Genomic DNA, 22,731 nt, shown 5'->3' on the forward strand with positions numbered 1-22,731 from the left:
GCCCAACCACACCCCGCGCGGAGCCGCACGAGTGCGGATCTCGGGACGGGGTGCGCTAGGGTAACAGCCTGACGCGGTGGGGTCAGTGCCCGGGCAGTACGTGCCTGCCCGACCTGTCCGTGGACAGGGCCAGGGAGCTGATGTACTGGATCTCGCCCTCGGGCCCGGGGACTGCGGAGGCGATCATGTCGGGACGCTCGAAGTCCAGCCCGGTCACATGGCAGGTCAGCGTCTGTCCCGATGGGTTCCCGTGTTCGTCGAACATCGGCAGCTCGATGCCGTCGTCGGTGCGCCGTAGATAGAACTTGCCGCGGGTGAGCACCGCAGTCAGCGGCGTCAGCACGAAGGCCAGCACCACCGCGACGATCGGCGAGTACGGCTTCAGCGTCCCCCCGAAGGCCCCGAAGAACGTCAGGATCGACAGCACCGCCGCGGCCCCGAAGCCCACCAGACCAACCGGATTGAAGTTGTAGAGCATGCCGCGCCGGAACTCCGGCTGCTTCGGCGAGATCTTCAGCAGATACTTGTTGACCGCGATATCCGTTGCGACGGTGACGATCCAGGCGATGCCGCAGTTGGCGTAGAAGCCCAGGATGTTGTTCAGGAAGTCGAACATGTTGGCTTCCATCAGGATCAGCGCGATCGCGAGGTTCACTCCGAGGAAGACCAGCCGGCCCGGATAGGTCTTGGTGACGCGGGTGAACGAGTTGGTCCACGCCAGCGAGCCCGAATACGCGTTGGTCACATTGATTTTGATCTGGCTGATCACCACCAGCCCGACCGCCAGGGTCATGGCCAGCCAGCCCGGCACCATGTCGCGGTAGATCTCCAGGAACTGATGCACCGGCTGATTGGCGATACCCTGCGCGCCAGGCAGATTCGCGATCAGATAGACCGCCAGGAACAGCCCGACCACCTGCTTGATCGCGCCGAAGACGACCCAGCCCGGTCCGGCGAGCAGCATCCAGCCCCACCACTTGCGGGCGTTCTCGGGGGTTTTCGGCGGCATGAAGCGCAGATAGTCGATCTGCTCGGCGATCTGGGCGATCAGTGACAAGCACACACCCGCGGCCAGCAGCGCGCCGGGCAGGCTCACCCCGCCGCCGTCCTTACCGCCGTAGGCGAAGAAGCTGTGCACCGAATTCGGGTGCCGCACAACCAGGAACGCGAACGGCAGCACCATCAGCAGCAGCCACAGCGGCGTCGTCCACACCTGCAGTTTGGCCAAGGTGTTCATCCCGTAGATGACCAGCGGGAAGATCAGCAGCGTGGAGGAAAGATATCCCAGCCACAGCGGAATGTGCAGGCCCAGTTGCAGTCCCTGGGCCATGATCGAGCCCTCGAGCGCGAAGAAGATGAAGGTGAACGAGGCGAACACCAGGTTGGTGATCACCGAACCGTAGTATCCGAATCCGCTGCCGCGGGTGATCAGATCGAGGTCGATGTTGTACCGCGCGGCATAGTAGGCCAGCGGAAATCCCGTCAGCATGATGACGACCGCGAAGATGCCGATGCCCAGCAGCGCGTTTCCGGTGCCGTTGGCGATGCCGACATTGGCGCCGATAGAGAAGTCGGCCAGGTAGGCGATGCCGCCCAGGGCCGAGACGCCGACCACGGCCGGACTCCACTTGCGGTAGCTGCGCGGCGCGAACCGCAGCGTGTAATCTTCCAGCGTTTCCTTTGTCGCGGCGGCGGCATGCGCCGGGCGATCTTCGACGTCGACCACGAGAACTCCTCACACTCCGACCCGCGCGAGCAGGTCCTGCGCAGAGCGTGATGCGTCAATGTGGTGCCGCGTTTTCCGAGCCGTTACGGACGCGTTACGTAGTTCAGGGGCAGTTGCCGGAAGCTAGCAACCCTCGGTGGCTGCCTTGATATAGCCCGCGGATTGGTAGACGTAGTTGTACGCCCAGCGCCACACTGAGATATCCGGTTGGGCGTCGAGCATGAAAATATTTCCGCCCCAGCATTTTTCGAGCACGTAGCGGGCCCTCGAGACGTGTGGGGTGAAGGTGATCACGAGTACCCGCCGCCAGTGCCCGGCGCGGGCTCGTACGGCCAGCTCGCGGCCCTCGCCCAGGGTGGTCCGGGGGCGGGGGTCGAAGCAGTCGACCTCGAAGCTGTAGCCGCCGTGGCAGATTCGGTTCATCAGCGGGCTGACCTCGTACGGGTCGGAGAACAGCACCCGCGGTGCGTATCCCGCTCGGGCCAGCCGCAGGCCGAGTTCCTCCCGCCCGTCGTGGGCCCCGCCCAGGACCAGGATCGCGTCGGCGCGGGCCGGGGCGTCGACCCGCGGGTGCACGTAGACCGGCCACAGCGCCGCGACGAATACCACGAGCGCGAGGACGAGCGCCGCCCCGGCCGCCCTCACTCCGCCCCGGCGGGCGCGGCGTCTCACCGGCCTTCTCCATGGCGGGGATTCCGCCGCGTCGCCGACCGGCGAGCCGGGCCGTGCGCCGCGGCGGTCGTGGTCCCGCGGCGCAGTCGCATGGCACCGATGGTAAACAGTGAGATCGACGCCTCAGGTGTGTGCCCCCGGCCGGGACCGGCTCCCGGACTGCGCTACCACCTGCGGGTTTCCGCTTGTACATCTGATGTTGCCCGGAGTCTTGCCTCGACGATGCGGCCTGGCCATAGCAGACGTTTACCAATCGAATATGCGTCTCACAGTTTTCGGGACAGGCTATCTGGGAGCCACCCATGCCGCGTGCATGGCGGAGCTCGGGCACGATGTGATCGGGGTCGATGTCGACCCGGGCAAGATCGCCAAGCTCTCCGACGGGGTGACGCCGTTCTACGAACCGGGGCTCGAACCGGTGCTGCGGCGCAACCTCGACGCGGGCCGGCTGCGCTTCACCACCTCGTATCCGGAGGCCGCCGCGCATGCCGACGTGCACTTCCTCGGCGTGGGCACGCCGCAGAAGAAGGGCGAATACGCCGCGGACCTGAAATATGTACACGCCGTGGTGGATTCGCTGGCGCCGCTGCTCGAGCGCCCGTCGGTGATCATCGGCAAGTCCACGGTGCCGGTCGGGACCGCGAGCGAGCTGGGCGCGCGGGCGCGGGCAGCGGCGTCGGTGGACGTCGAGGTGGCGTGGAACCCCGAATTCCTGCGTGAGGGTTTCGCGGTGCGGGACACGCTGCGCCCCGATCGCCTGGTGCTGGGCGTCGATCCCGCTCGGCCGCGTGCGGACTGGGTGGCCGAGCTGGTCCGCGAGATCTACGCCGACCTGCTCGAGGCCGAGGTGCCGTTCCTGCAGACCGACCTGGCCACCGCGGAATTGGTGAAGGTGTCGGCGAATGCCTTTCTGGCAACGAAGATCTCGTTCATCAACGCGGTTTCCGAGGTGTGCGAGGCGACCGGCGCCGACGTCACGATGCTGGCCGACGCGCTCGGCTACGACGCTCGCATCGGCCGCCGATTCCTCAACGCGGGCCTGGGATTCGGCGGCGGCTGCCTGCCCAAGGACATCCGCGCCTTCATGGCCCGCGCCGGTGAACTCGGCGCCGATCATGCGGTGGCATTCCTGCGCGAGGTCGACAACATCAATATGCGCCGGCGCGCGAAGGTCGTCGATATGGCCGCACGCGCGGTCGGCGGATCGCTGCTGGGCGCGAATGTGGCGGTGCTCGGCGCGGCGTTCAAACCCGAATCCGACGACGTGCGCGATTCGCCCGCACTCAATGTCGCCGGGATGATTCAGCTGCACGGCGCGGTGGTGACCGTCTACGACCCCAAGGCGCTGGAGAATTCGCGGCGGGTGTTCCCGACGCTCAATTACGCCACCTCGGTCGCCGAGGCCTGTGATCGCGCCGATGTGGTGCTCGTGCTCACCGAATGGGACGAGTTCACCGCGCTGCGCCCGGAGGATCTGAATCCGGTGGTCCGCAATCGCTCGATCATCGACGGCCGCAACTGTCTCGAGCACGCCAGATGGCGTCGGGCCGGATGGGTGTACGCGGGCCTCGGCACGCCGTAGGGTGTCGGTGGGGCCTGGCGGCGTGACCGTCAGGGCCGAAGGCGGCAGCTTGCGTAACCACGCAAGCCCAGGGAATGGCGCCGATGGGCGCTGTAGAGTGACTCACACCGCGCGGCCATGGGTGTTTTCGTGGTGAGGAGTGGCCGCGCGCATGTCGTGAAGTGTGAGACGAGATGGGCAATAGATGAGCTCGGTAGTGGGAATATCGGTGGGGGGCGGCGCCATTCGCGTCGCATATCCGCACGCCGGTAATTCCGCCCAGGAGTTCGCTCCCGACCGTTTCGATCTGCACACCACACCCGTCGGCGAGCAGCCGGTGGAGGAGGTCGCCGCGGAGGCGATCGCCGCCGTGCTCACCCGCGGCGAAAGCGGAGGCGAGCACGGCGTCGCCGCCACCGCCATCGCGTACCGCAGCGAGCAGCATGCCCGGGCCGTGCGCATCGCACTGGCTCGCCGCCAGCTGACCAATTACGAACTGATGCCCGAGGCCGCCGCGGCGGTGGAATTCGCGCAGGCCGCCGGCCGGCTCCAGGGCGTGGCGACGATCGCGCTCTACGACTTCGGCGCCACGGGCCTGTCCGTCAGCGTGGTCGACGTCGCCACCCGCCAGGTGCACAACAGCGAGCGCACCAGCGAGATCAGCGGCGACTACCTGGATCTGCTGATCCGCGAGCAGCAGATCGCCTCCGGCCGCATCGCCCATCCACCGGATGCCCAGGGCCTGGCCGAGCTCGACGAGTTGTGCCGCTCCGCCAAGGAACAGCTGAGTACCACGAACGCCGTGGCGCTGCCGTCGGAGTACGGGCTGTTGCTGCTGTCGCAGGAGAATCTGGACGCGCTGATCATGCTGGCCGTCGAATCGTCGGCCCGGATGACTCGCGATGTGATCGTGCGCTCGGACCGGGCCGTCCAGGCCGTCCTCGCGATCGGCGGCGGCGCGCAGATCCCGCAGGTGGCAAGGGTTGTCGAGCGTTCGCTCAGGGTTCCGGTGGTGGTGCCCGAGCAGCCGGAGACGGTGGTCGCGCGCGGGGCGGCGCTGCTGGCCCGCCCGGGCCGGACGGTCGCGGAGTCGGCGGTGTCCTTCGACGCCAAGACCGAGGTGTTACCCGTTGTCCGGGCGGACGATTCGCTCTCCGCGCGTCACCGGCGCCGGCGGCGCGGCGGCACACCGGTGTTCGCCGGTCGGGTCGGGCAGCTCCTGGGCGGGCGGCGTGCCGCGACGGGCAAGGGCCGCGAGGCCGCCGCCTCCGCCGGGCGCGAGCTGGCCCTGGGCGGCAAGCGTGAGCTGAGCGTGGCGGGTGTCGCGGTCGCCGCCCTGGTGGTGGTCGCCGCGCTGGGGCTGGCTCTGGGCTGGGGTCCGCAAGTGCTGCAGGGAGATTCGCAGAGCACCAAGACCACGCAGACCCCGGTCACGACCAGCGCGCCGCAGCCGGTCGTGCTGGCGCCCACTATCGCACCGTCGACCCCCGACTCGACCAACGATTCGATCGCCGCACCCCCGCCGTACCGCCACCCCGCACAGTCCTCGGCCCCGCCCCGGCCCGGCGCCAATACGATCGTGGTCGTTCCGGGCCTCCCGGCGATCGTGGTGCCCACCCTGCCGCCGCTCCTGCCCCAATTCCAGTCTCCGCAAAAGTAATCCGGCCACGGTCGCGGCCATCCAATACGCGCCGCGCGGTGCGGCATGATGCAGGTCCGACGAGATTCCGGTGCGGTGTGATGCCGGTGCGACAAGTAGCCGGTACGGAGTGCGACCGGTCGGACGCGACGTTCATACGACGACGCCGATAAGACGACACGGCGGCGTCCGGACGCTGTTGCGAGGCGCTGTATTCCGACAGTAGTGCGGGAGGTAGCGCCTACTCGTCGTAATCGGCTGTGGGCCAATCCCTCCGGTACCTGCGGCCCGCGGTGTCCGGCCGGTTGTCGGTGCGGCGCTGCTGCCGGTGGGTCGGCTCGTCGTAGTCGTCGTCCGCGTATCCGGGATCGGGGGCCTGCGCCTGGTAGTTCGCACCCGTGTGGCGGCCCGATGTGGTGGGCCAGCCACCCGTGGTGGATCCGTAGGGTTCCGCCGGACGGCGGCCCGACGGGGGCTGTGTCGATCGGGGGTCCGTGGGCTGGCGGCCCGGGTCTGCGGCATGACGTCGGGGCGGGGCCTGACGGTACGAATCCGGTTCGGGGGGAAGGCGATTCGTCTGGGTGTCCGTCCGTGGACCGACCCGGCGGTGCGGCGCGGCGGCCTGAGCTCCCGTGTCTGCTGGGCGGTTGCCCCGGGTGTCGGCGGACCGCCCCGGGTTGCGCTCGGCGGTGTGACGGGCCGGACCCTCCGGATCGGCGCGGCGGCGCCCGGTCTGCCTGGGCTGGTACGCCTCCCGCGAGAGGCTGTGCAGGTAGTCCTCGTCCTCGTCGGGCGCATCGTCGTCGTCCGCGGTGTGCCGGTGTTCCGCCGCGCGCCGCCGCGGCTGCTGGCCGCCGCCGCGATGGGAATGCGGTTCTCCCGAACCCTCTTTCGGGCGTCGCGCGCGCCGCGGCGCGGGCTCCGGTTCCGGTTCGGACCGCAGCGAGAACGGGCGCGCCAGCAGCACCGCGATGACGGTGGTGAGCGGCACCGACAGCGCCAGGCACACGCCGCCGACGGCGGACCGGGCGATCTCGATCGCCACCGCATCCCCGGTGACCACGTCGCCCAGCGACCGCCCGGCGACCGAGAACAGCAGCAGCAGCGGCAGCGCGCCGCCGGCATAGGCCAGCACCAGGGTGTAGACCGTGCTGGCGATGTGATCCTTGCCCACCCGCATGGCGGCGACGAAAATATCCCGGCGCGTGTGCGTCTCGTCGATCGCGGCGAGCTCGAACGCCGCCGAGGCCTGGGTGATGGTGACGTCGTTGAGCACACCCAGCGAGCCGATGATGAAGCCCGCCAGCAGCAGTCCGGTGATGCTCACGTGCTGGACGTAGGTGGCGACGTTGGTGTTGTCCTCCTGCGACAGCCCGGTCACGTGGGTGATCTTCAGCGTCACCCACGACAGCACCGTCGCCAGCAGCATCGCGCTCAGGGTACCCAGCAGCGCCGAACTGGTGCGCAGATTCACCCCGTGCGCCAGATACAGCACGGCATAGAGGATCAGCGTGCCCGCCACCACCGCGACCGGCAGCGCGGGCTTGCCGTCGAGCAGGGCGGGCAGCATGAACTCGATCAGCACCGCGAAGGCCAGGCCCAGCCCGATCACCGCCCGCAGGCCGCGCCAGCGCGCCACCGCGACGACGACCACGACGAAGAAGATCACGATCAGTGTGAGCGGCAGGCCGCGCGAGTAGTCCTCGAAGGCGTAGTTGGGGGTGCCGCTGGGATCGTTCTGCCGGGAGACGCGAATGTGGTCGCCGACCTTCAGCTTCGGCTGATCGGGCCCGGGCGGAATCTCCAGCAGGGTGTGCTTGCCCTTGTCCGGCCCGGACTCGATCGAGACCACGCTGCGCCCGCAGCTGTAGCTGTTGTTCGGCGGCGGCTGCGGGGTGTCGTCGAAGACCTTGCCGTTGGACGGACTGCCACACGGCCCGACGTCCTGCACGGTCACGGTGCCGGCCTGGGTCTGTACGGCCCCGCCGCCGCCGTTCTGCATCGGTATCGGAATGTCGATGTGCTGATGGCTGGGCCACAGCACGACCGCGGCGATCACCGCGAGCACGCCGATGCTGGTCAGCAGCCCGACGACCACCTTGGCCGCGGTGGCCCCGATCGCGATCGGACCGGAGTGATCGTGATGGTGGTGATGGTGATGATCACTCATGCCAGCGTCCGCGCCGTATCGAATTGTTCGCTCGTACGCTGGCTCACGCCGGGTCCCTGCCTGTCCATTCGTCTCGCCTGACCGCTGCGAGCCTAGAGGATCGTGGTGCAGAAGTCCCTGGGAGCGCAGCTAGGGCCGGGAATCGGCGGTGAGAGCGAAAGTTGCTTCGAGACAAGCAAACCCGGGGCAATCGAGTGAGAGGAGAAGTGGGAGGGGGCGGCGGAGAGCAGGGGGATGTCTCCGCCGCCCGCGGGATTCAGCGGCCCAGGGGGGTAGGCGGCTGAATCCAGGGCCGAGCGGCCCAGGGGGGTAGGCGGCTCGGCCGGGGCACTTTCGGTGCCGAAAACCACTGTACACAAACCGACGATCTTTGCGCTAGTTAAGTCTTCAAAAACCTCGATTCTCAAACCTTCGGTCTGTTTTGCCTGAGCGAGACCCGCACGGCCACTACTGGCGATAGCTGGCCAGGAAGTTGCCGAACCGCTCGATCGCCACCGACAGGTCGCGTGCCCACGGCAGCGTCACGATTCGCAGATGGTCGTGCCAGGGCCAATTGAAGCCGGTGCCCTGCACCATCAATATCTTCTCCTGCAGCAGCAGATCCAGCACGAGTTTCGCGTCATCGCGGATCTCGTGCACCTCGGGATCCAGCCGGGGGAAGGCGTAGAGCGCACCCCGGGGTTGCACACACGACACACCCGGGATCGCGTTCAGCCGCTCCCAGGCCACATCCCGCTGCTCCAGCAGCCGCCCGCCCGGCAGAATCAGATCCTCGATGCTCTGATGTCCGCCCAGGGCCACCTGAATCGCGTGCTGAGCGGGCACGTTCGGGCACAGCCGGGTGGAGGCCAGCAGGTCGATGCCCTCCAGGAAGCCCTCGGCATGCTCCTTCGGGCCGGTGATGACCAGCCAGCCGGAGCGGTAGCCTGCCACCCGATACGCCTTGGACAGGCCGTTGAAGGTCAGGCACAGCAGGTCGGGTGCCAATGTCGCCAGCGAGATGTGCTTGGCGTCGTCGTAGAGGATCTTGTCGTAGATCTCGTCGGCCAGCAGTAGCAGGTTGTGCTTGCGCGCCAGATCCACCAGCTGCTGTAGCACCTCGGCCGAGTACACCGCGCCGGTCGGATTGTTCGGGTTGATGACCAGCAGTGCCTTGGTGCGCTCGGTGATCTTCGATTCGATGTCGGCGACATCGGGCTGCCAGCCATTGGACTCGTCGCACAGGTAGTGCACGGGCGTGCCGCCGGACAGGCTGGTCATCGCCGTCCACAGCGGATAGTCCGGCGCCGGGATCAGCACCTCGTCGCCGTTGTTCAGCAGCGCCTGCATGGTCATGGTGATCAGCTCGGAGACGCCGTTGCCCAGATAGACGTCATCGACGTCGAACTCCGGGAAGCCCGCGACCAGCTCGTACCGGGTCACGATCGCCCGCCGCGCGGACAGGATGCCCTTGGACTCCGAATATCCCTGCGCGTAGGGCAGGGCCGCGATCATGTCGCGCATGATCACATCGGGCGCGTCGAAGCCGAACGGCGCGGGGTTGCCGATGTTGAGCTCGAGAATGCGATGTCCTTCGGCTTTCAGCCGTGCCGCATGCGCGTGTACCGGCCCCCGGATCTCGTACAGGACGTTCTGGAGCTTGGTCGACTGCTCCAGCGATCTCGGGCGCTGAGGTGACTGGCTGGTAGGACTCACCCGTCCCATGGTGCCACCACCAGCAAACAGGATTTCAGGATGCCGGGTTCACCGGGAGCATCCCGCGCGCGGCGGTGGCCCCGCAGAATTCCTCGATCCGCTCATCCAGGCGGCGCGCCTCGATGGCGGCCCGGAACGTGGGCCCGGCGATGCGCATGCGCAGTCCGGTCAACCGCTCCTCGAGCTGCGCGATCCGCATGTCCTCGGACAGCTCCAGCACCGGGCGCACCGATTCCGTGGCGCCGTCGAGGCTGCCGTTGATCAGGTGCGCGGTCGCGTTGTCCACCCGCGCCAGCGATTCGGCGCCGTACGAGCGCTGCTCCTCGGGGCCGTTGGCGTACAGGTCGATGGCGTGCGCGGTGGCGGTCAGCGCGGGCGCGGCCTGGCCGAGGTGGATGTAGGTGGCGCCGGCGTAGTACTGGCTCTTGGGCTCGTTGAATCCGAAGACGCCGCCGACCTCGTCGTGCAGCACATCGGTGACGGTGCCCGTGCGGGCCGCGTCGGCCGCGTGAATGCAGCGTTCGGTATCGGAGGTCGAACCCAGCCTGGACCAGATGCGGGCCTCGATATTGAGCAGCCGCACCTGCGCCGTGGCCGAATCGGCGAACTGCAGCCCGCTCTGCGCCAGCAGCACCGCCCGCCGCGGCCGCTCGGACCAGTACTCGATCAAGGCCTGCATGCCGCGGGTCCACGCGCGTAATCCGTTGTGCCCGCACAGTTCCGCATAGGCCCACGCCGCCCGCGCCTGCTCGCCCGCGGCGTCGTGATAGCCCAGATCGGTGCTGGCATTGGCCAGCAGGCCCGACAGGGTGCCGGCCAGCAGATACAAATGGCCGGTGTCCGAGGGCCTCTGGTGTCCCTCCAGCAGGCGGTACACCCGCCGCCGCACCCGCATCATCTCCACCATCATCGGTACCGGTGGCACATGGACGTAGTCGTTCGCGATGCGCGTGACATCGGCATCGAGCTGTTCCAAGGTGGACGCGCCGACATTCGTCGACTCGGCTCGACCGGCATGTTCGCTGGCCTCGTGGGCGGCCGCCATGATCAGATCCCTCTCCGAAATCGCTGCTAACGCATCGCCTCTCATCGCACCGGCGTCAACGAGTGCCAAAAGTTCCGCGTCACTGGAATAGTGGGTGCGCACCGGATCCTCATGGTGCGCCTCGAATTCAGGTGCGGGGCGGTCGATCAGGGGCTGATCGAGCATGGCCGCGAACCGTGCCCGCACGACATCGTCGGACCGGGCAAGGGATGTATCCAGTGCGGCCTGGTTGACCGGGCGGGGATGGACCCGCACGCCCCCGGCCTCCCACTTCGAGACCAGGCGCTCGTGGACGCCCAAGTGGGCCGCGAAGTCCCGGATACTCATCCGCTTGGCATCGCGAAGGGCACGGGCTTCCTTGCCTGACCACTGCCGGACCACGATGTCATCCCTTCCGCACGAATCTCGTAGTCCAGAGTACGAGTGCGAGGTGATCACAGCCACAGTCGAAATGCAGCTGATATCACCGAAACAGCAGGCCGTGAGCGGAGCGAACCAACAGGCCAGCGCGCTGGGCGCACGACGGAGCCGAGCGCCGGCGAGGTGGAGTCGTGTGCCAGGGGCAGCGGAAGGGCAGCGCAAGGCGTGTGGTCGGACGTTACCTGCGGGGCCCTGCACGCGCGAACCTGGTGAGGGAGCAAGGGAGTTCGCCGTGAACGTCGAAAAGCTCAGAACCGTCGAGGATTGGGTTGCGTTGTACCGGCACGAGTTCGCGCTGCCGGTGACCGAGCGCGGCGGATTCGTCATGCTACCGATCACAGGCAGCATCGGCGTGGTTCACCTACCCGTCCTGCGGGCCGAGCGGGTGCGCACGGCCCTGGCGGACCAGGGCGTATCGGTCCCGATGCTGGCCCGCCAGATCCGCTGGAGCTTCGTGGTGACCCCCGACGAGCGCCCCGCGAATCGCGTTGTGGACGTGCTCAATCGCCTGGATATCGGCATTCCCGGCATCGGCAGCGCGGTCATGCTGCCGACCGGTCTGGGCCGCTGGACCCGGGAGGGCTGCCACTGGATCGTGCCGCCCACCCGGACCATGCCGGTCCGCGCCGGGGCGGGCCGGGGTGCGTACCCCCGCGAGGCTCCCGGCGCCACACTCCCACCCCTGTCGGTCGTGATCACGACAGCGCTGGCGGTGGGCGGCGGCGAGGACTGACCGCAGACGGTCCTCGCCGCCCCGATCCGGGTCCGCCCCTTCCCGGCAGTCGACGGGGCGGACCCGGTGCGCGGGCACATCCCGCGTTGAGTACGGCTGTCCCGGCCGCTCAACGGAACCGCCGACTGCCGTAGGCGGAGGAGAAGCTGCCGGCAGCACCGAGGCGATTCCCAAGCGGGTCAGCGTGATCCGCGCGATGCCCGTGGAGCTCAGCCGGATGCCTCACTTCCGGTGGCCTCGGCCACGAACCCCCGCAGTCGTCCTCGAGTTGCATGCCGACGCGGAGGCCGAGTTCGCCCCGGCGTCGGTGCACATGGAGGCCAGGCCGCTGGCGGTCCGCGATGGCCGAGGTGGTCCGATGCTTCAGTGACCGCCGCGGTCTGGCGGGCGCACTGCGATGCGTGGCGGTGTCGGTGACACGGCGGTACTGGGTGCGGATACACCGAGGGGTGCGTCACCGATGGTCGGCGACGCACCCCTCGGGTGTGATTGTGCGGATCAGCCCTTGCGGCCGGGAGCCTTCGCTCCGGACTTGAAGCCCATGCCGCCCGGCTTGGCGGTCGGCGGCTTCGGCGCGCCGTTGCCGTCGGAGTCGGCCGGAGCATCGGTGACCTTCGATGTCGTCTGTGCCACCGCCGATTCCGTGGCAGCAGCGGGTTCGGCATTCGGCGTTGCCGGTGCCGCCTCGGCCGGTGCCGCCTCGGCCGGTGCCGCCTCGGCGGGGGCCGCGGGCTTGGCCGCACCCGGAGCCTTGGGGCCGGGACGCTTGAAGCCGGACTTCATGGCCAGGCCCTTCGGGGCCACCGTCGGCTTGGACTCCACCGAGGTCGCCTCGGCCGGAGCCGATTCCGCGGCCGCGGGAGCCGACGCCGTTGCCGCGCTCGCGGATTCCGCGGCCGGTGTCGGCTCGGCGGCAGGCTTGGCGCCCGGTGCCTTGATGCCGCCCTTCATGGCCAAACCCTTACCGCCCGGTGCCTTTGCGGCGCCCTTCATCGAGAGGCCGCCGGGCTTCGCGGCCGGTGCTGCGGGCGCGTCCGTGGCCGGTGCGTCGGTGGCCTCGGCGGCCGGTGCCGGGGCGGGAGTTGCCTTGCCTCCGGGCGCCTTTGCGACACCCTTCATGGCCAGGCCCTTGCCCCCGGGCGTCTTCGCCGCACCCTTCATCGCCAGGCCCTTCGCGGGTGCGGCGGGCGCATCGGCGACCGGAGCCTCGGTCGGCTCGGCGGCTGGTGCGGCGGGAGTCGCCTTGGCCCCGGGCGCCTTTGCCGCGCCCTTCATGGCCAGGCCCTTGCCGCCCGGCGCCATGCCGCCCTTCATGGCCAGGCCCTTGGCCGCCGGCTTGGCCGGTGCGGCGGCCGGCGTCTCCGCGGTCGGCGCCTCGGCGGCGGCCGCCGCGGCCGGCTCGGGCGCCGAAACCGGCTCCGGCTCGGCCCGCTTCGGCTCCTGGATCACCCGCAGGTTCTCCGACAGCGTCGCCGGTTCGACCCGTTCGATGGACTGCAGCATCAGCTGCGCCACATCGACCACCTCGACACCCTGCCCGACCTCGCCCGAATCCTTGCGCGCGGTCACACCATCGGTGAGCATCACCCGGCAGAACGGGCAGCCGGTCGCGATCATCGACGGGGAGTTACCGCCGTCCAGCGTCGCCAGTGCCTCGTCTACGCGATCGAGGTTGATCCGCTTACCGAGCTGCTCCTCCATCCACATCCGGGCGCCACCGGCGCCACAGCACATGGAACGCTCTGCGTGCCGCGGCATTTCGGTCAGGGTGGCGCCCGACGCGCTCATCAGCTCACGCGGCGCGTTGTAGATCTTGTTGTGCCGGCCCAGGTAGCACGGGTCGTGATAGGTGACCTTCTCCGACACCGGCTTCACCTGCACCAGCTGCTTACCGCGCACCAGGCGATTGAGCAGCTGGGTGTGGTGCACGACCTCGTAGGTGCCGCCCACCTGGGGGTACTCGTTGTTCAGCGCGTTGAAGCAGTGCGCACAGGTCACGACGATCTTGCGCTTGGACGCCTCGACGCCCTCGAACACCGAGTTGAACGTCTCGATGTTCTGCATCGCCAGCTGCTGGAACAGGAATTCATTGCCCGCGCGGCGCGCCGAGTCGCCCGTGCAGGTCTCCTCCTGGCCCAGCACCATGAACTTCACACCGGCGGTGGCCAGCAGCTCCGCGACCGCCTTGGTGGTCTTCTTGGCGCGGTCCTCGTAAGCGCCGGCGCAGCCGACCCAGAACAGGTACTCGTAGCCCTCGAAGGTCTCGGCGTCCTGCCCGAAGACCGGAATGTCGAAGTCCAGCTCGGAGATCCAGTTGAGCCGGTCCTTGGCGTTCTGCCCCCAGGGGTTGCCCTTGTTCTCCAGATTCTTGAACAGGCCCGCGAGCTCGGACGGGAACTCCGATTCGATCAGCACCTGGTAGCGGCGCATATCGATGATGTGGTCGACGTGCTCGATATCCACCGGGCACTGCTCCACGCACGCGCCACAGGTGGTGCAGCTCCACAGCACCTCGGGATCGATGATGCCGCTCACGTCCTCAGCGCCGACCAGCGGACGCTCGGCCTCGGCGCGCGCGGCCTCGGAGATCTTCGCCAGCGCCGCCTCGTTCGGCGTGCCCTCGGCATCGACCAGGCCGATCTCGTCCCCGCCCATGTCTTTGCGGCCACCGGCGAGCAGATAGGGAGCCTTGGCCTGGCCGTGGTCGCGCAGCGACATGATCAACAGCTTGGGCGACAACGGCTTGCCGGTGTTCCACGCGGGGCACTGCGACTGGCAGCGGCCGCACTCGGTGCAGGTGGTGAAGTCCAGCCACCCCTTCCAGGAGAAGTCCTCGATCTTGCCGACGCCGAGGGTGTCGTTGTCGGGGTCGATGGCCTCCATGTCGACCAGCGCCTTGCCCTTGGAGGTCATCGGCTTGGCCGCACCCAGGGCGACGCCGCCGTCGTCCTCGCGCTTGAAGTAGATGTTGAAGAAGGCCGCGAACCGGTGCCACGCCACGCCCCAGTTGATGTTCTGGCCGACCACGGCCAGCCAGACCATCGCGGACATCAGCTTGACGAAGGCCAGGATCGAGACCAGGGCCGCGCTGGCGGGCAGCACCTTGGCGATCTGCATGGTCAGGAAGTCGCTGGCCGCGTTCGACTCGCCGGTGTAGCTGATCACCGCGGACTTCACGCCCACCATGCCGAGGCCCTCGAGCAGAACGACCCACTCGACGAAGTACGCGGCCAGGAAGTTCGAGCCGCTGAAGCGGGACAGCCTCGCGGGCACGCGCGGGTGGTTGAGCTGACGGATGGTCATCAGCGCCACGCCACCGACGACCGTTGCGATGCCCAGCAACTCGTCGATCAGGTGATACACGAGCGTGTGGCCCACCCAGGGCCAGGTGAATGTCGGGCTGAAGATCTGCCCGTAGGCCTGGAAGACCAGAATGAAGCCGAGCAGGAAGCCGATCATCACCAGCCAGTGCGCCCAGCCGACGGTGCGGAACTTCACCATCCGGGTATGCGCCAGGAACTCCTTGATCATGGTGGCAAGGCGTGGGATGAACGGATGCCAGCGATCCGGCGCGGGCTGCCCGAGGCGGATGGCGCGAACGATCTTCCACACACCCCACACGAACAACGCCCAACAAGGGATGCTGACGAGGACACCAATCGTGCCCAGCGTCGCTGTCAGGGCATTCATGTCGCGACCTTCCTGTAGTTCAACCAACTCGGCGTTGCCGAGCTGTCGGCGGCAGGGCTGATGCCACCGCGGTTGCATCGCATACTAACTGCCAGTAAGTTACCCATCGGTAACTTACGTGCCCATACTACGATCGCGGCGTCGTGCGCCCCAGCTGGCGGGGGCTTATTCGCACGTGATGTGACTCGACTCACGCGCGGTTCCAGGGCTTTTGCGATAGGGCGAGCCCCTACAACGGTAAATCCGGGCGAATGCACGGGTGCAGGGACACGCCTACTCCCCTTGGGAGGAAAAGGATCTCGCATCCCGGGAGCTCTTGGATTAGGCTCACGACGTCCTGCTTTGCTGTGCAAAATCTCTACACCGCTCGGGGAGGGCTCCCGCGGGCGCCACGGTGCCTCGAGGGAAGCGTGGGCTCTCGCGGTCGAGAGAGGTGCACGGCAGCACCTGATGATGGATTGGAAAACCGAATGAAGTTCCGCAGCGCTACTGCGGGTGCCGCGATTGTCATCGGCTCGATGACAATCGCGATGGGTACCGCCCATGCCGGCCCCGCGCCGGCGCCCACCAAGGACCAGTTGATCGACTACTCGATCCAAATGGTGAACAAGGCTGTGGTGACCACGCTCAAGGGGGGGACCTTTCAGCTGGTTGACAAGCCGGGTGCGACTCCCGCTGATAAGCACCAGCAGATCATCAATGTGAAAGACAAGGCCGGCAATATCGCCATGGCGATGCCGGTGGACTACCGCGTTTCCGGCGTGCAGATTCCGGTCCAGCCGATGATCAAGGACAACGGCCGGGTCCTGGAGCTGACCCCGCAGAAGCCCGCGGCCATGAACATTTCGAAGCAGACCCTGTTCGCCCAGCCGGTCGCCTCCCCGATTCAGACCACCGCGCTCGCCGCGAACAAGCAGAAGATCGTCGCGCAGCCGATCGCCTCCCCGGTGGAGGACAACGCGGCGATGAACGACTTCTCGACCAAGTTCGGCCTGGCCGTCGGCATCGGCAGCTTCGTCGGCCTGGCGGTCGGCGCGATCGTCGGCTGCGCCATCGGCCTGATCGGCATTGTCGTCGGATGCCTCGTCGGCCTCCCGACCGGCGCCACCATCGGCGGCATCCTCGGCACCCTCGCCTTCGGCGGCCCGACCCTGGTCGCGGCGGGTTACGACCTGGTCAACACCCTCAATGCCAAGCCGGGCACCACCAAGTGGACCGAGACGGCCGCGCCCCCGGCTCCGGCTCCCGCTCCGCAGAAAAAGCACTGACCGCCGGAAATCGGCATCGGTACGGCCCGCTTCCCCTCGGGGGAGCGGGCCGTACTTGTGGGTACGCCCACCGGAAGACCGGTCTGTCTCGAACTGTTCCGCTAAGATCCACGCCGAACCTGATGATGGATTGGAAATACCGTATGACGTTCCGCAGAGGCACTGTGGCCGCGGCCACGGTCATCGGCGCAATGACCATCGCGCTCGGAACCGCCCACGCCGCTCCGGCGCCCGTGTCGCAGCAAATCGACTATTCGGCCCGGGCGGTCGGCAAGACGGTCGTCACCAAGCTGAAGAGCGGGACGTTCCAGCTGGTCGACCAGGCGGGCGCGACGCCCGACACGAAACAGCAGGTCGTGCGGGTCAAGGATCGGGCCGGGAACGTAGCGCTCGAGCTGCCGCTGAACTTCAGCATCTCCGGCGCGCGGATTCCGGTCACCCCCGTGGTGCGCGAGGACGGCCGCGAGCTGGATCTGACGCCGCAGCGGCCCGCCGGAGTGGATCTGAGCAAGCCGGTCGCGCCGCGGCTCGTGGGCGCCTCGATCGACGGCAAGCCGCTGAATCTGAAGCAGATCGCCTCGCCGGTCGAGGATCAGCGCGCCTTCAACGACTTCGCGACCAAGGCGGGCCTGGCCTTCGCCGTCGGCGGCCTCATCGGCGCGCTGATCGGCGGCGCCATCGGGTGCGTGCTCACGTTCTTCCTGATCTGCATTCCGGGCCTGGTCGTCGGCGCCATCGGCGGCGGCGTGCTGGGCACCATCGCGGCCGGCGGCCCCACGCTGCAGTCCTCCGCCGTCGAACTGCAGAACACGCTGCAGGCGCCCGACGGCTCCACGCAGTGGGCCAACGCCTCGAACCCGGCGCCGGTGGCGCCTCAGCCCCAGCCCAAGCCGCAGGCCACGAAGCCGCACTGACGCCGGGCGCTCCCGGCCCGCCGCTCAGGCAGGGAGCCGCAGTCGTCCGGTGAACGAGACCTCGCCGGTGGGGTCGCCCAGGCGCGCGAACGAGCGCTCGGCGATCTCGAAGCTGCCGTCCTCGCGCACCAACAGCACCGTGCTGCATCGGGTTCCGTGCAGGGTGCTGGCGATGAACCGCGAGGACACCGCACGCTCGCGCGAGGGCGACAGGCCGGTGTCCGGCAGCTCGTCGTCGCGGGCGGGCGTGCGGTCGGCCAGCACCGCGAAATAGCCGTCCACATCGCCCGGATCCGCGGCGATCACCGCGCGCAGACCGCGCAGGCCCTCGTGCACCTTCGGCCACGCGGGCGCGCCCGTGTCGGTGTGAATGCCGTTGTCGCCCAGCGGGTCCACCGAGGCCAGCAGGGCGCCGTTGGATATCCCGTGCAGGCCCGGGGTGAGCTCGAGCGGGGTCAGCGCGCTGCGATTGCTGTGCCACCACAGCGTTTCCAGATCCGAAATCATCAGGTTGTAACCGTTGTACTCGTCGGCGGCGGCCGCGGTGGCGCGCACGAACTTCTCCGGCCCCGCCTCGCCGCGCAGGAAATCCATCAGCAGCGCGCCGCGCGAGCGGGCGTCGGGGCGATTCTCCCGGGGGCCGCGGACGTTGGTCACCGTCGCGAACCGGCTCTCCGTGCGCGACAGGCCCAGCCAGGTGCCAGGGATGGCGCCGCTCGCGCCCAGGTCGCGGCCCGCCAGCAGGCCGGTCACCTCGGGCCACCAGCGCATGGATTCGGTGGGCCGGGTATAGAACTCATCCCGGTTCGCCGCGACGATCAGCCGATACTCCGGGTGCGCCCGCCAACCCGTCAACACCAGACACATACCCCCAAGCATGCCGGAAATTCGGCGGGTGACGGGCCGGGATGAGCCGCTGGGACAGGGAACGGGCAGCAGAGGTTCGGACACGAAAAAGGCCGGCAGCGAATGCTGCCGGCCCTCGTCGTGGCTGTCTCAGTTGGTGCGCACCCGCAGGCCCGGGTTGTCCGCGAGGATCGCGCGCATCGGCTGGGCGAACAGCTGGGGAGCGTTACCGGTCACCGCGCCGATGATGTTGGGGATCTCGCAGATCGGGTAGTCGGCCACCGAGGAGGCGCTGGACACGCCGACCGCGTTCGTGCCGGAGACCAGCGGGCCGCCGCTGTCACCGGGCAGCGCGCAGATGTTGGCGGAGAAGGAGTGCTCCAGGTTGTGATCGCCGACCTGGACCTCCTGATCGACCGCGTTCACGACGCCGCAGCTGAAGCCGGTGCGGGAGCCCACCTTGCAGATCGGCTGGCCCACCACCGGATCCACCACGCCGGTGATCGCGATCGGCGCCCGGCCCGGAACCCGGACCAGGTTGTTGCTGAACCGGCCCCGGTTGGCGGCGTTGATGGACACGATCGAGTAGTCCTCGGCGCCGAGCACCGACTTGGCGAAGGTGCCGACCTGCGGGCCCAGCTCGTTGCCCGGCAGCACCTCGAACATGCCGGGGGCGTTGGAGGTGCCGGCGGCGGGGATGTTCGGGTCGCAGTGACCGGCGGTGATGTTCACCACGGCGCCGCGGGAGTCGGTGCCGTTGAAACCGGACGAGCAGATCAGCTGGGTTTTGCCCGCCACCGAGGCGTATGCGTCACCCGCGGCGATCGGAGCCCCGCTGCGATCCGCGATCGCGGTGGCCGTGCGCATGTCGGACTGCTGCGGCCCGGCCGGGGCCGCGGCCATCACCAGCACTCGCGACGGGTCGATGAATCCGGGCATCGGCAGGCCGGACTTGTCCACCCGCACGGCGAGGGCATTGCTGATCGTGTCGATCACCGCACCACGCACCTGCGCGGCCACCGACTTGGGCTGCCCGGCCAGCCACTGCTGGAAGGCGTTCTTCTCGCTGCGCAGTTCGGTCTCGCTCTTGGCGACCTCTTTGACCTGGTACCCGGCGGCCTTGACCGCCTTGGCGGCGTCGTCGTGGCCCTGGCCCGGAGCCAGCCCGACCACGGCCTTACCGTTCTGGTCCAGCCACGCGCCGGCGAAGGTCTGCGGGAACTGGCGCTGCGCGGTGGTGGTGAACGTGGCGACGTGCTGGGCCACGTCGGCCCGGCGCAGGTACTCCTGCGGGGAGATCTTCAGATCCTTCTGCACTGCCGCGACCAGGGCCGGCGGCAGGTTCGGCGCCTGCGCCGGCGCCGGATCGGCCGATGCCGTCGCTGTCAGCGGACCCAGGACTAGCGCCGCCGCCGAGGCGGCGATGGCGGCATTGCGGATACGGGTGCGCGAGCTGCGGAGGGCAGCATGCGACGACAGGGTGCGTGGCAGAAGCATGTGCCGACTATATGGGGTTCGCACGGTAATGCCTACTCATCTCGGCGTGTATTTCGGGGCGCGTTTGCGCACGCCGCCGCGGTTTGTCCGATGTTCACGGGCATGCAACATTGATGCAAACCCCTGCCCCGCCACCTCGGTCTGCTCTTATCCGGCGTTGGGGCGGGTCCGGATCGAGATGCCCGAGCCGAGACCACCGCCGGAACCGGCGTCGATATCGGACAGGATCGAGCGGATCGGGATGCCCAGCGAGGCGGTGCCGCCGTACTGCGCGAGGTCGATATTGGCCTCCTTGCAGTCCGGTGCGTCGGCCGCGTTGGAGCCGCTGGTGATGCCCAGCGCCAGCGTGCCGGTCACGATGGCGCCGCCGCTGTCGCCGCCCAGTGTGCAGGCCGAGCTGGCGAAACCGCGCACCGTCTTGGATTCGCCCTCGGCGGTGTACAGCTGCGTCTCGACCCGGTCCGCCACCACGAAGCCGCAGGTGAAGGTCGAGGACTGGCCCGACTTGCACAGCGGCGCGCCGGTCACCGGCTCGGCGGTGCCGGTGACGGTGAGGGTGGTGCCGTTCGCGCCCCGCACCTGGGGCTGGTCCATGCCGGCCTTCACCGCGCGATCGGTCAGCTTGATCACCGAGTAGTCCAGGCCGCTCGCGCCGCCGAGGCGGGCGGCGGCGAACGTGCCGGCCTGCGGGCTGGACTTGAGGTTATGCGGGTCGGGCACCCACACGCCCGCCTGCTGATCACCCTTGCCCAGGTTCGGATCGCAGTGTCCCGCACTGATATTGAGTGCGTTGCCGTGCTTGTCGGTGCTGTTGAACCCGAACGAGCACACGTCCACGGTCTTGAGCGCGGAATCGTGCAGCGAGGTGGGCGCGCTGATGTAGGTGTCCCCGCCCATCGGATGGTGCTGGATCGGCCCGCCGCTGTCGGGCGCGAGCACCACCTTCACGTTGGCGATCAGCGTCGGCAGGTTGAGCAGATGTCCGGCGGGCGTATTGGCGACGCTGAGCACCAGCTGGCTGTTCAGGAAGTCGATGGCCACGGAGTTGATCGCCGAGGACAGCGTGCGCGGCAGGGTGCCGATCCAGGCGGTGAGCTGATCGAGCGAGCTGTCCAGGTTGTCCGCCGAGATCGGGGCCAGCCGGGTCTGGTAGCCGTCGGAGCTGACCAGGTGCGCCGCTTTCAGTGAGGTGACCGCCATGACCGGCTTGCCGTCCGGGGTCATCCAGGCGCCGGCGAAGTCCTTGGGATGGGTGGAGCGGAAGTTGTGCGCGTAGTCGCGTAGCTGCTGTGCCTTGGCGGCGCGATCGAGATACTCCGCCGGGGTCATCTTCAGGTCGCGGGCGATGGCCTGCGCCAGTGCGGGCGGCAGCTTGTCGGCCGAGAGCTGAACGGGGCCGCCGGCGACCGGGGCCGCGGTGGCGGGTGCGGTGGCCAGTAAGGGACTCAGGAGCAGGGTCGAGGCGAACGCGACGGTACAAACTTTGACCGTTGCGCGACGGCCCCTCGGGTGGCGCATGAAGTCCCTTCGATAAGGCACAGATGTGTGTCAGCGCACCACTTTAGGGCACAAGCGCGTGAAGTTCGCTACGAACTGATCATGGAGTCCCCGCCGGTGGTGACCAGACGTACGGGGCCGCCGGGGCGGTGGGATTCGTCGGGTAGAAGGGATCGTAGGTATTGGGGTCGAAGGGGTCGAAATTGTAAGGGTTGAACGGCGTTTGGGTCGTGGGGGTGCGCCAGGGCCGGGACGGGGTCGCGGTGATGGAGCTCGGGTCGGGCGTCGTCGTGGTGGTGGCCGGCGGCGGTGTGGTGGCCGGCGGCGGGGGCGTCGTCGGGGCGGGACGGTGCACCGGAATCTGCGCGGGTTCGCGGGTGGTCGGGGGCGGCGCGAGCACGGTCGCCGGGGCCCGGGTCGTCACCGGTGCGGTAGGCGTCAATGGCGAACGGGCATCGGAGGATTGCGGACTCGGGGAACCATTGCCCTGCAGTGCCGCAGCGACGACGATCCCGCCGAGCAGCAGGCCGATGATCGCCGCGGCGGCGATCAGCAGCGGGGTGCGCCGGGAGCGGACGGCCGCCGGAAGGACAACGGGCGGAGCCAGTTTCGTCGCGGGGGGTTCGCTCGATTCGCCGGCCTCGGCATCGCCCTGCGATGTGATCGGTGGTTCCACCGCCATCGCATGCACCGGGATCGCCGCGGAGTAGGCCTGCGCATGTGCCTCCGGTGTCGGGATCGCGGGCAGAATGTCGGTGGACTCCAACGAGTTTTCGGTGCGGGTCGGATCCGGCGGGGCCGCCCCGGCGGGGGTCGACAGCACCGACGCCAGCGCGCCGCGCGCGGCCGCGGTGGCCACCTCCCGGCCGGAGTGCACATCGGGCAGGATCGACTCGCTGATCAGCACCACCGATCGCAGTCCCAGATAGTCCAGCGCATCGCGCAGGGCCAGCACCTGAGCGGCGGGCCAGTGCGCGGGATGCACGGCATAGAACTCCGCGGGACCGTTCAGATGCGCCGCGGCCAGATCGATCAGGCAGAACAGGGCCGTGGCCACCAGGTCCTCGGCGCGATAGGCCTCACCCTCGTCGACCGGGATGCCGGCCGGATCGCCCACGGCCGCGACGAATCCCGTGATCGCGTGGGAGTGGCCACCCGGGGGATCGCCACCGAGTTCGGTGTCGCCGTCGTCGGACATGTACAGGATCGGTTCGCGCACGACGAAGAGAGGTTCGGGCGCGGGCGCGCCCGGCTCAGGCGTCGTCGAGCTGACGATCGCCGCCAGGCATTCGTCCTCGGCGATTCGCAGGCCCACCCCTGTGGCCATCCTCGTTACCTCGCTCCGGTCCATCCCGAGA

Annotated in this window: 14 protein-coding genes and 1 pseudogene; 5 read left to right on the forward strand and 10 right to left on the reverse strand. The window is 68.6% G+C overall.

What is annotated here, in order from left to right; translation table 11 throughout:
- Positions 1-82: 82 nt before the first annotated feature.
- Positions 83-1,726: a purine-cytosine permease family protein gene (locus ABH933_RS08305; protein WP_429418854.1), complete on the reverse strand. Its 1,644-nt coding sequence runs from the start codon at positions 1,724-1,726 to the stop codon at positions 83-85.
- 123 nt (positions 1,727-1,849) lie between these two features.
- Positions 1,850-2,398 (reverse strand): YdcF family protein, encoded by a 549-nt coding sequence (locus ABH933_RS08310; protein ID WP_308166848.1) that lies wholly within the window; start codon positions 2,396-2,398, stop codon positions 1,850-1,852.
- 259 nt (positions 2,399-2,657) lie between these two features.
- Between ABH933_RS08310 and ABH933_RS08315 the strand changes: the two genes are divergently transcribed.
- On the forward strand, positions 2,658-3,980 hold the full coding sequence (locus tag ABH933_RS08315) for a UDP-glucose dehydrogenase family protein (protein WP_215922250.1): 1,323 nt from the start codon (positions 2,658-2,660) through the stop codon (positions 3,978-3,980).
- 184 nt (positions 3,981-4,164) lie between these two features.
- The gene (locus tag ABH933_RS08320; protein WP_429418857.1) at positions 4,165-5,619 is read left to right on the forward strand and encodes an Hsp70 family protein; all 1,455 of its coding nucleotides are present in this window, start codon (positions 4,165-4,167) and stop codon (positions 5,617-5,619) included.
- An 874-nt stretch (positions 5,620-6,493) separates the two neighbouring features.
- On the opposite strand, the pseudogene ABH933_RS08325 reads toward ABH933_RS08320, so the two are convergent.
- From ABH933_RS08325 to ABH933_RS08335, 3 genes and pseudogenes are all read right to left on the reverse strand, one after another.
- Positions 6,494-7,768, reverse strand: a pseudogene (locus ABH933_RS08325) (YibE/F family protein); the annotation flags it as partial.
- Positions 7,769-8,215: 447 nt separating this feature from the next.
- Entirely contained in the window at positions 8,216-9,472 is a 1,257-nt protein-coding gene (locus ABH933_RS08330; RefSeq protein WP_429418859.1) for a pyridoxal phosphate-dependent aminotransferase, read from the reverse strand.
- Between the two features lie 25 nt (positions 9,473-9,497).
- On the reverse strand, positions 9,498-10,835 hold the full coding sequence (locus ABH933_RS08335; protein WP_429418860.1) for an XRE family transcriptional regulator: 1,338 nt from the start codon (positions 10,833-10,835) through the stop codon (positions 9,498-9,500).
- Between the two features lie 325 nt (positions 10,836-11,160).
- Here ABH933_RS08335 and ABH933_RS08340 point away from each other — a divergent pair, with 325 nt between their 5' ends.
- Positions 11,161-11,661 (forward strand): hypothetical protein, encoded by a 501-nt coding sequence (locus tag ABH933_RS08340; RefSeq protein ID WP_429418862.1) that lies wholly within the window; start codon positions 11,161-11,163, stop codon positions 11,659-11,661.
- 498 nt (positions 11,662-12,159) lie between these two features.
- On the opposite strand, the gene ABH933_RS08345 is transcribed toward ABH933_RS08340, so the two are convergent.
- Positions 12,160-15,351: a (Fe-S)-binding protein gene (locus ABH933_RS08345; RefSeq protein WP_429418864.1), complete on the reverse strand. Its 3,192-nt coding sequence runs from the start codon at positions 15,349-15,351 to the stop codon at positions 12,160-12,162.
- Positions 15,352-15,869: 518 nt separating this feature from the next.
- Here ABH933_RS08345 and ABH933_RS08350 point away from each other — a divergent pair.
- Together ABH933_RS08350 and ABH933_RS08355 are read left to right on the forward strand one after the other, a co-directional pair.
- Entirely contained in the window at positions 15,870-16,619 is a 750-nt protein-coding gene (locus tag ABH933_RS08350) for a hypothetical protein (protein WP_429418866.1), read from the forward strand.
- 143 nt (positions 16,620-16,762) lie between these two features.
- Positions 16,763-17,533, forward strand: a complete 771-nt coding sequence (locus tag ABH933_RS08355; protein ID WP_429418868.1) for a hypothetical protein — start codon at positions 16,763-16,765, stop codon at positions 17,531-17,533.
- A gap of 24 nt (positions 17,534-17,557) precedes the next feature.
- Here the strand turns inward: ABH933_RS08355 and ABH933_RS08360 are convergent, their stop codons facing one another.
- The 4 genes from ABH933_RS08360 to ABH933_RS08375 form a co-directional block, all read right to left on the reverse strand.
- Complete coding sequence (locus ABH933_RS08360; protein ID WP_429418870.1) at positions 17,558-18,400, reverse strand: NRDE family protein; 843 nt, start codon at positions 18,398-18,400, stop codon at positions 17,558-17,560.
- Positions 18,401-18,529: 129 nt separating this feature from the next.
- On the reverse strand, positions 18,530-19,876 hold the full coding sequence (locus ABH933_RS08365; RefSeq protein WP_429418873.1) for a S1 family peptidase: 1,347 nt from the start codon (positions 19,874-19,876) through the stop codon (positions 18,530-18,532).
- Between the two features lie 147 nt (positions 19,877-20,023).
- Positions 20,024-21,394, reverse strand: a complete 1,371-nt coding sequence (locus ABH933_RS08370; RefSeq protein WP_429418875.1) for a S1 family peptidase — start codon at positions 21,392-21,394, stop codon at positions 20,024-20,026.
- A 79-nt stretch (positions 21,395-21,473) separates the two neighbouring features.
- Positions 21,474-22,700, reverse strand: a complete 1,227-nt coding sequence (locus ABH933_RS08375; protein ID WP_429418877.1) for a hypothetical protein — start codon at positions 22,698-22,700, stop codon at positions 21,474-21,476.
- Positions 22,701-22,731 lie beyond the last annotated feature (31 nt).

Source organism: Nocardia sp. GP40 (assembly GCF_050434125.1).
In the GTDB taxonomy this organism is placed as follows: Bacteria; Actinomycetota; Actinomycetes; order Mycobacteriales; family Mycobacteriaceae; genus Nocardia; species Nocardia albiluteola.

Bases quoted from the DNA above. Each gene is read 5' to 3' on its own strand.
- ABH933_RS08355 (WP_429418868.1), top strand. From the start codon at position 16,763: ATGACGTTCCGCAGAGGCACTGTGGCCGCGGCCACGGTCATCGGCGCA.
- ABH933_RS08315 (WP_215922250.1), top strand. From the start codon at position 2,658: ATGCGTCTCACAGTTTTCGGGACAGGCTATCTGGGAGCCACCCATGCC.
- ABH933_RS08345 (WP_429418864.1), bottom strand. From the start codon at position 15,351: ATGAATGCCCTGACAGCGACGCTGGGCACGATTGGTGTCCTCGTCAGC.
- ABH933_RS08350 (WP_429418866.1), top strand. From the start codon at position 15,870: ATGACAATCGCGATGGGTACCGCCCATGCCGGCCCCGCGCCGGCGCCC.
- ABH933_RS08375 (WP_429418877.1), bottom strand. From the start codon at position 22,700: ATGGCCACAGGGGTGGGCCTGCGAATCGCCGAGGACGAATGCCTGGCG.
- ABH933_RS08330 (WP_429418859.1), bottom strand. From the start codon at position 9,472: ATGGGACGGGTGAGTCCTACCAGCCAGTCACCTCAGCGCCCGAGATCG.
- ABH933_RS08370 (WP_429418875.1), bottom strand. From the start codon at position 21,394: ATGCGCCACCCGAGGGGCCGTCGCGCAACGGTCAAAGTTTGTACCGTC.
- ABH933_RS08365 (WP_429418873.1), bottom strand. From the start codon at position 19,876: ATGCTTCTGCCACGCACCCTGTCGTCGCATGCTGCCCTCCGCAGCTCG.
- ABH933_RS08360 (WP_429418870.1), bottom strand. From the start codon at position 18,400: ATGTGTCTGGTGTTGACGGGTTGGCGGGCGCACCCGGAGTATCGGCTG.
- ABH933_RS08335 (WP_429418860.1), bottom strand. From the start codon at position 10,835: ATGAGTATCCGGGACTTCGCGGCCCACTTGGGCGTCCACGAGCGCCTG.
- ABH933_RS08320 (WP_429418857.1), top strand. From the start codon at position 4,165: ATGAGCTCGGTAGTGGGAATATCGGTGGGGGGCGGCGCCATTCGCGTC.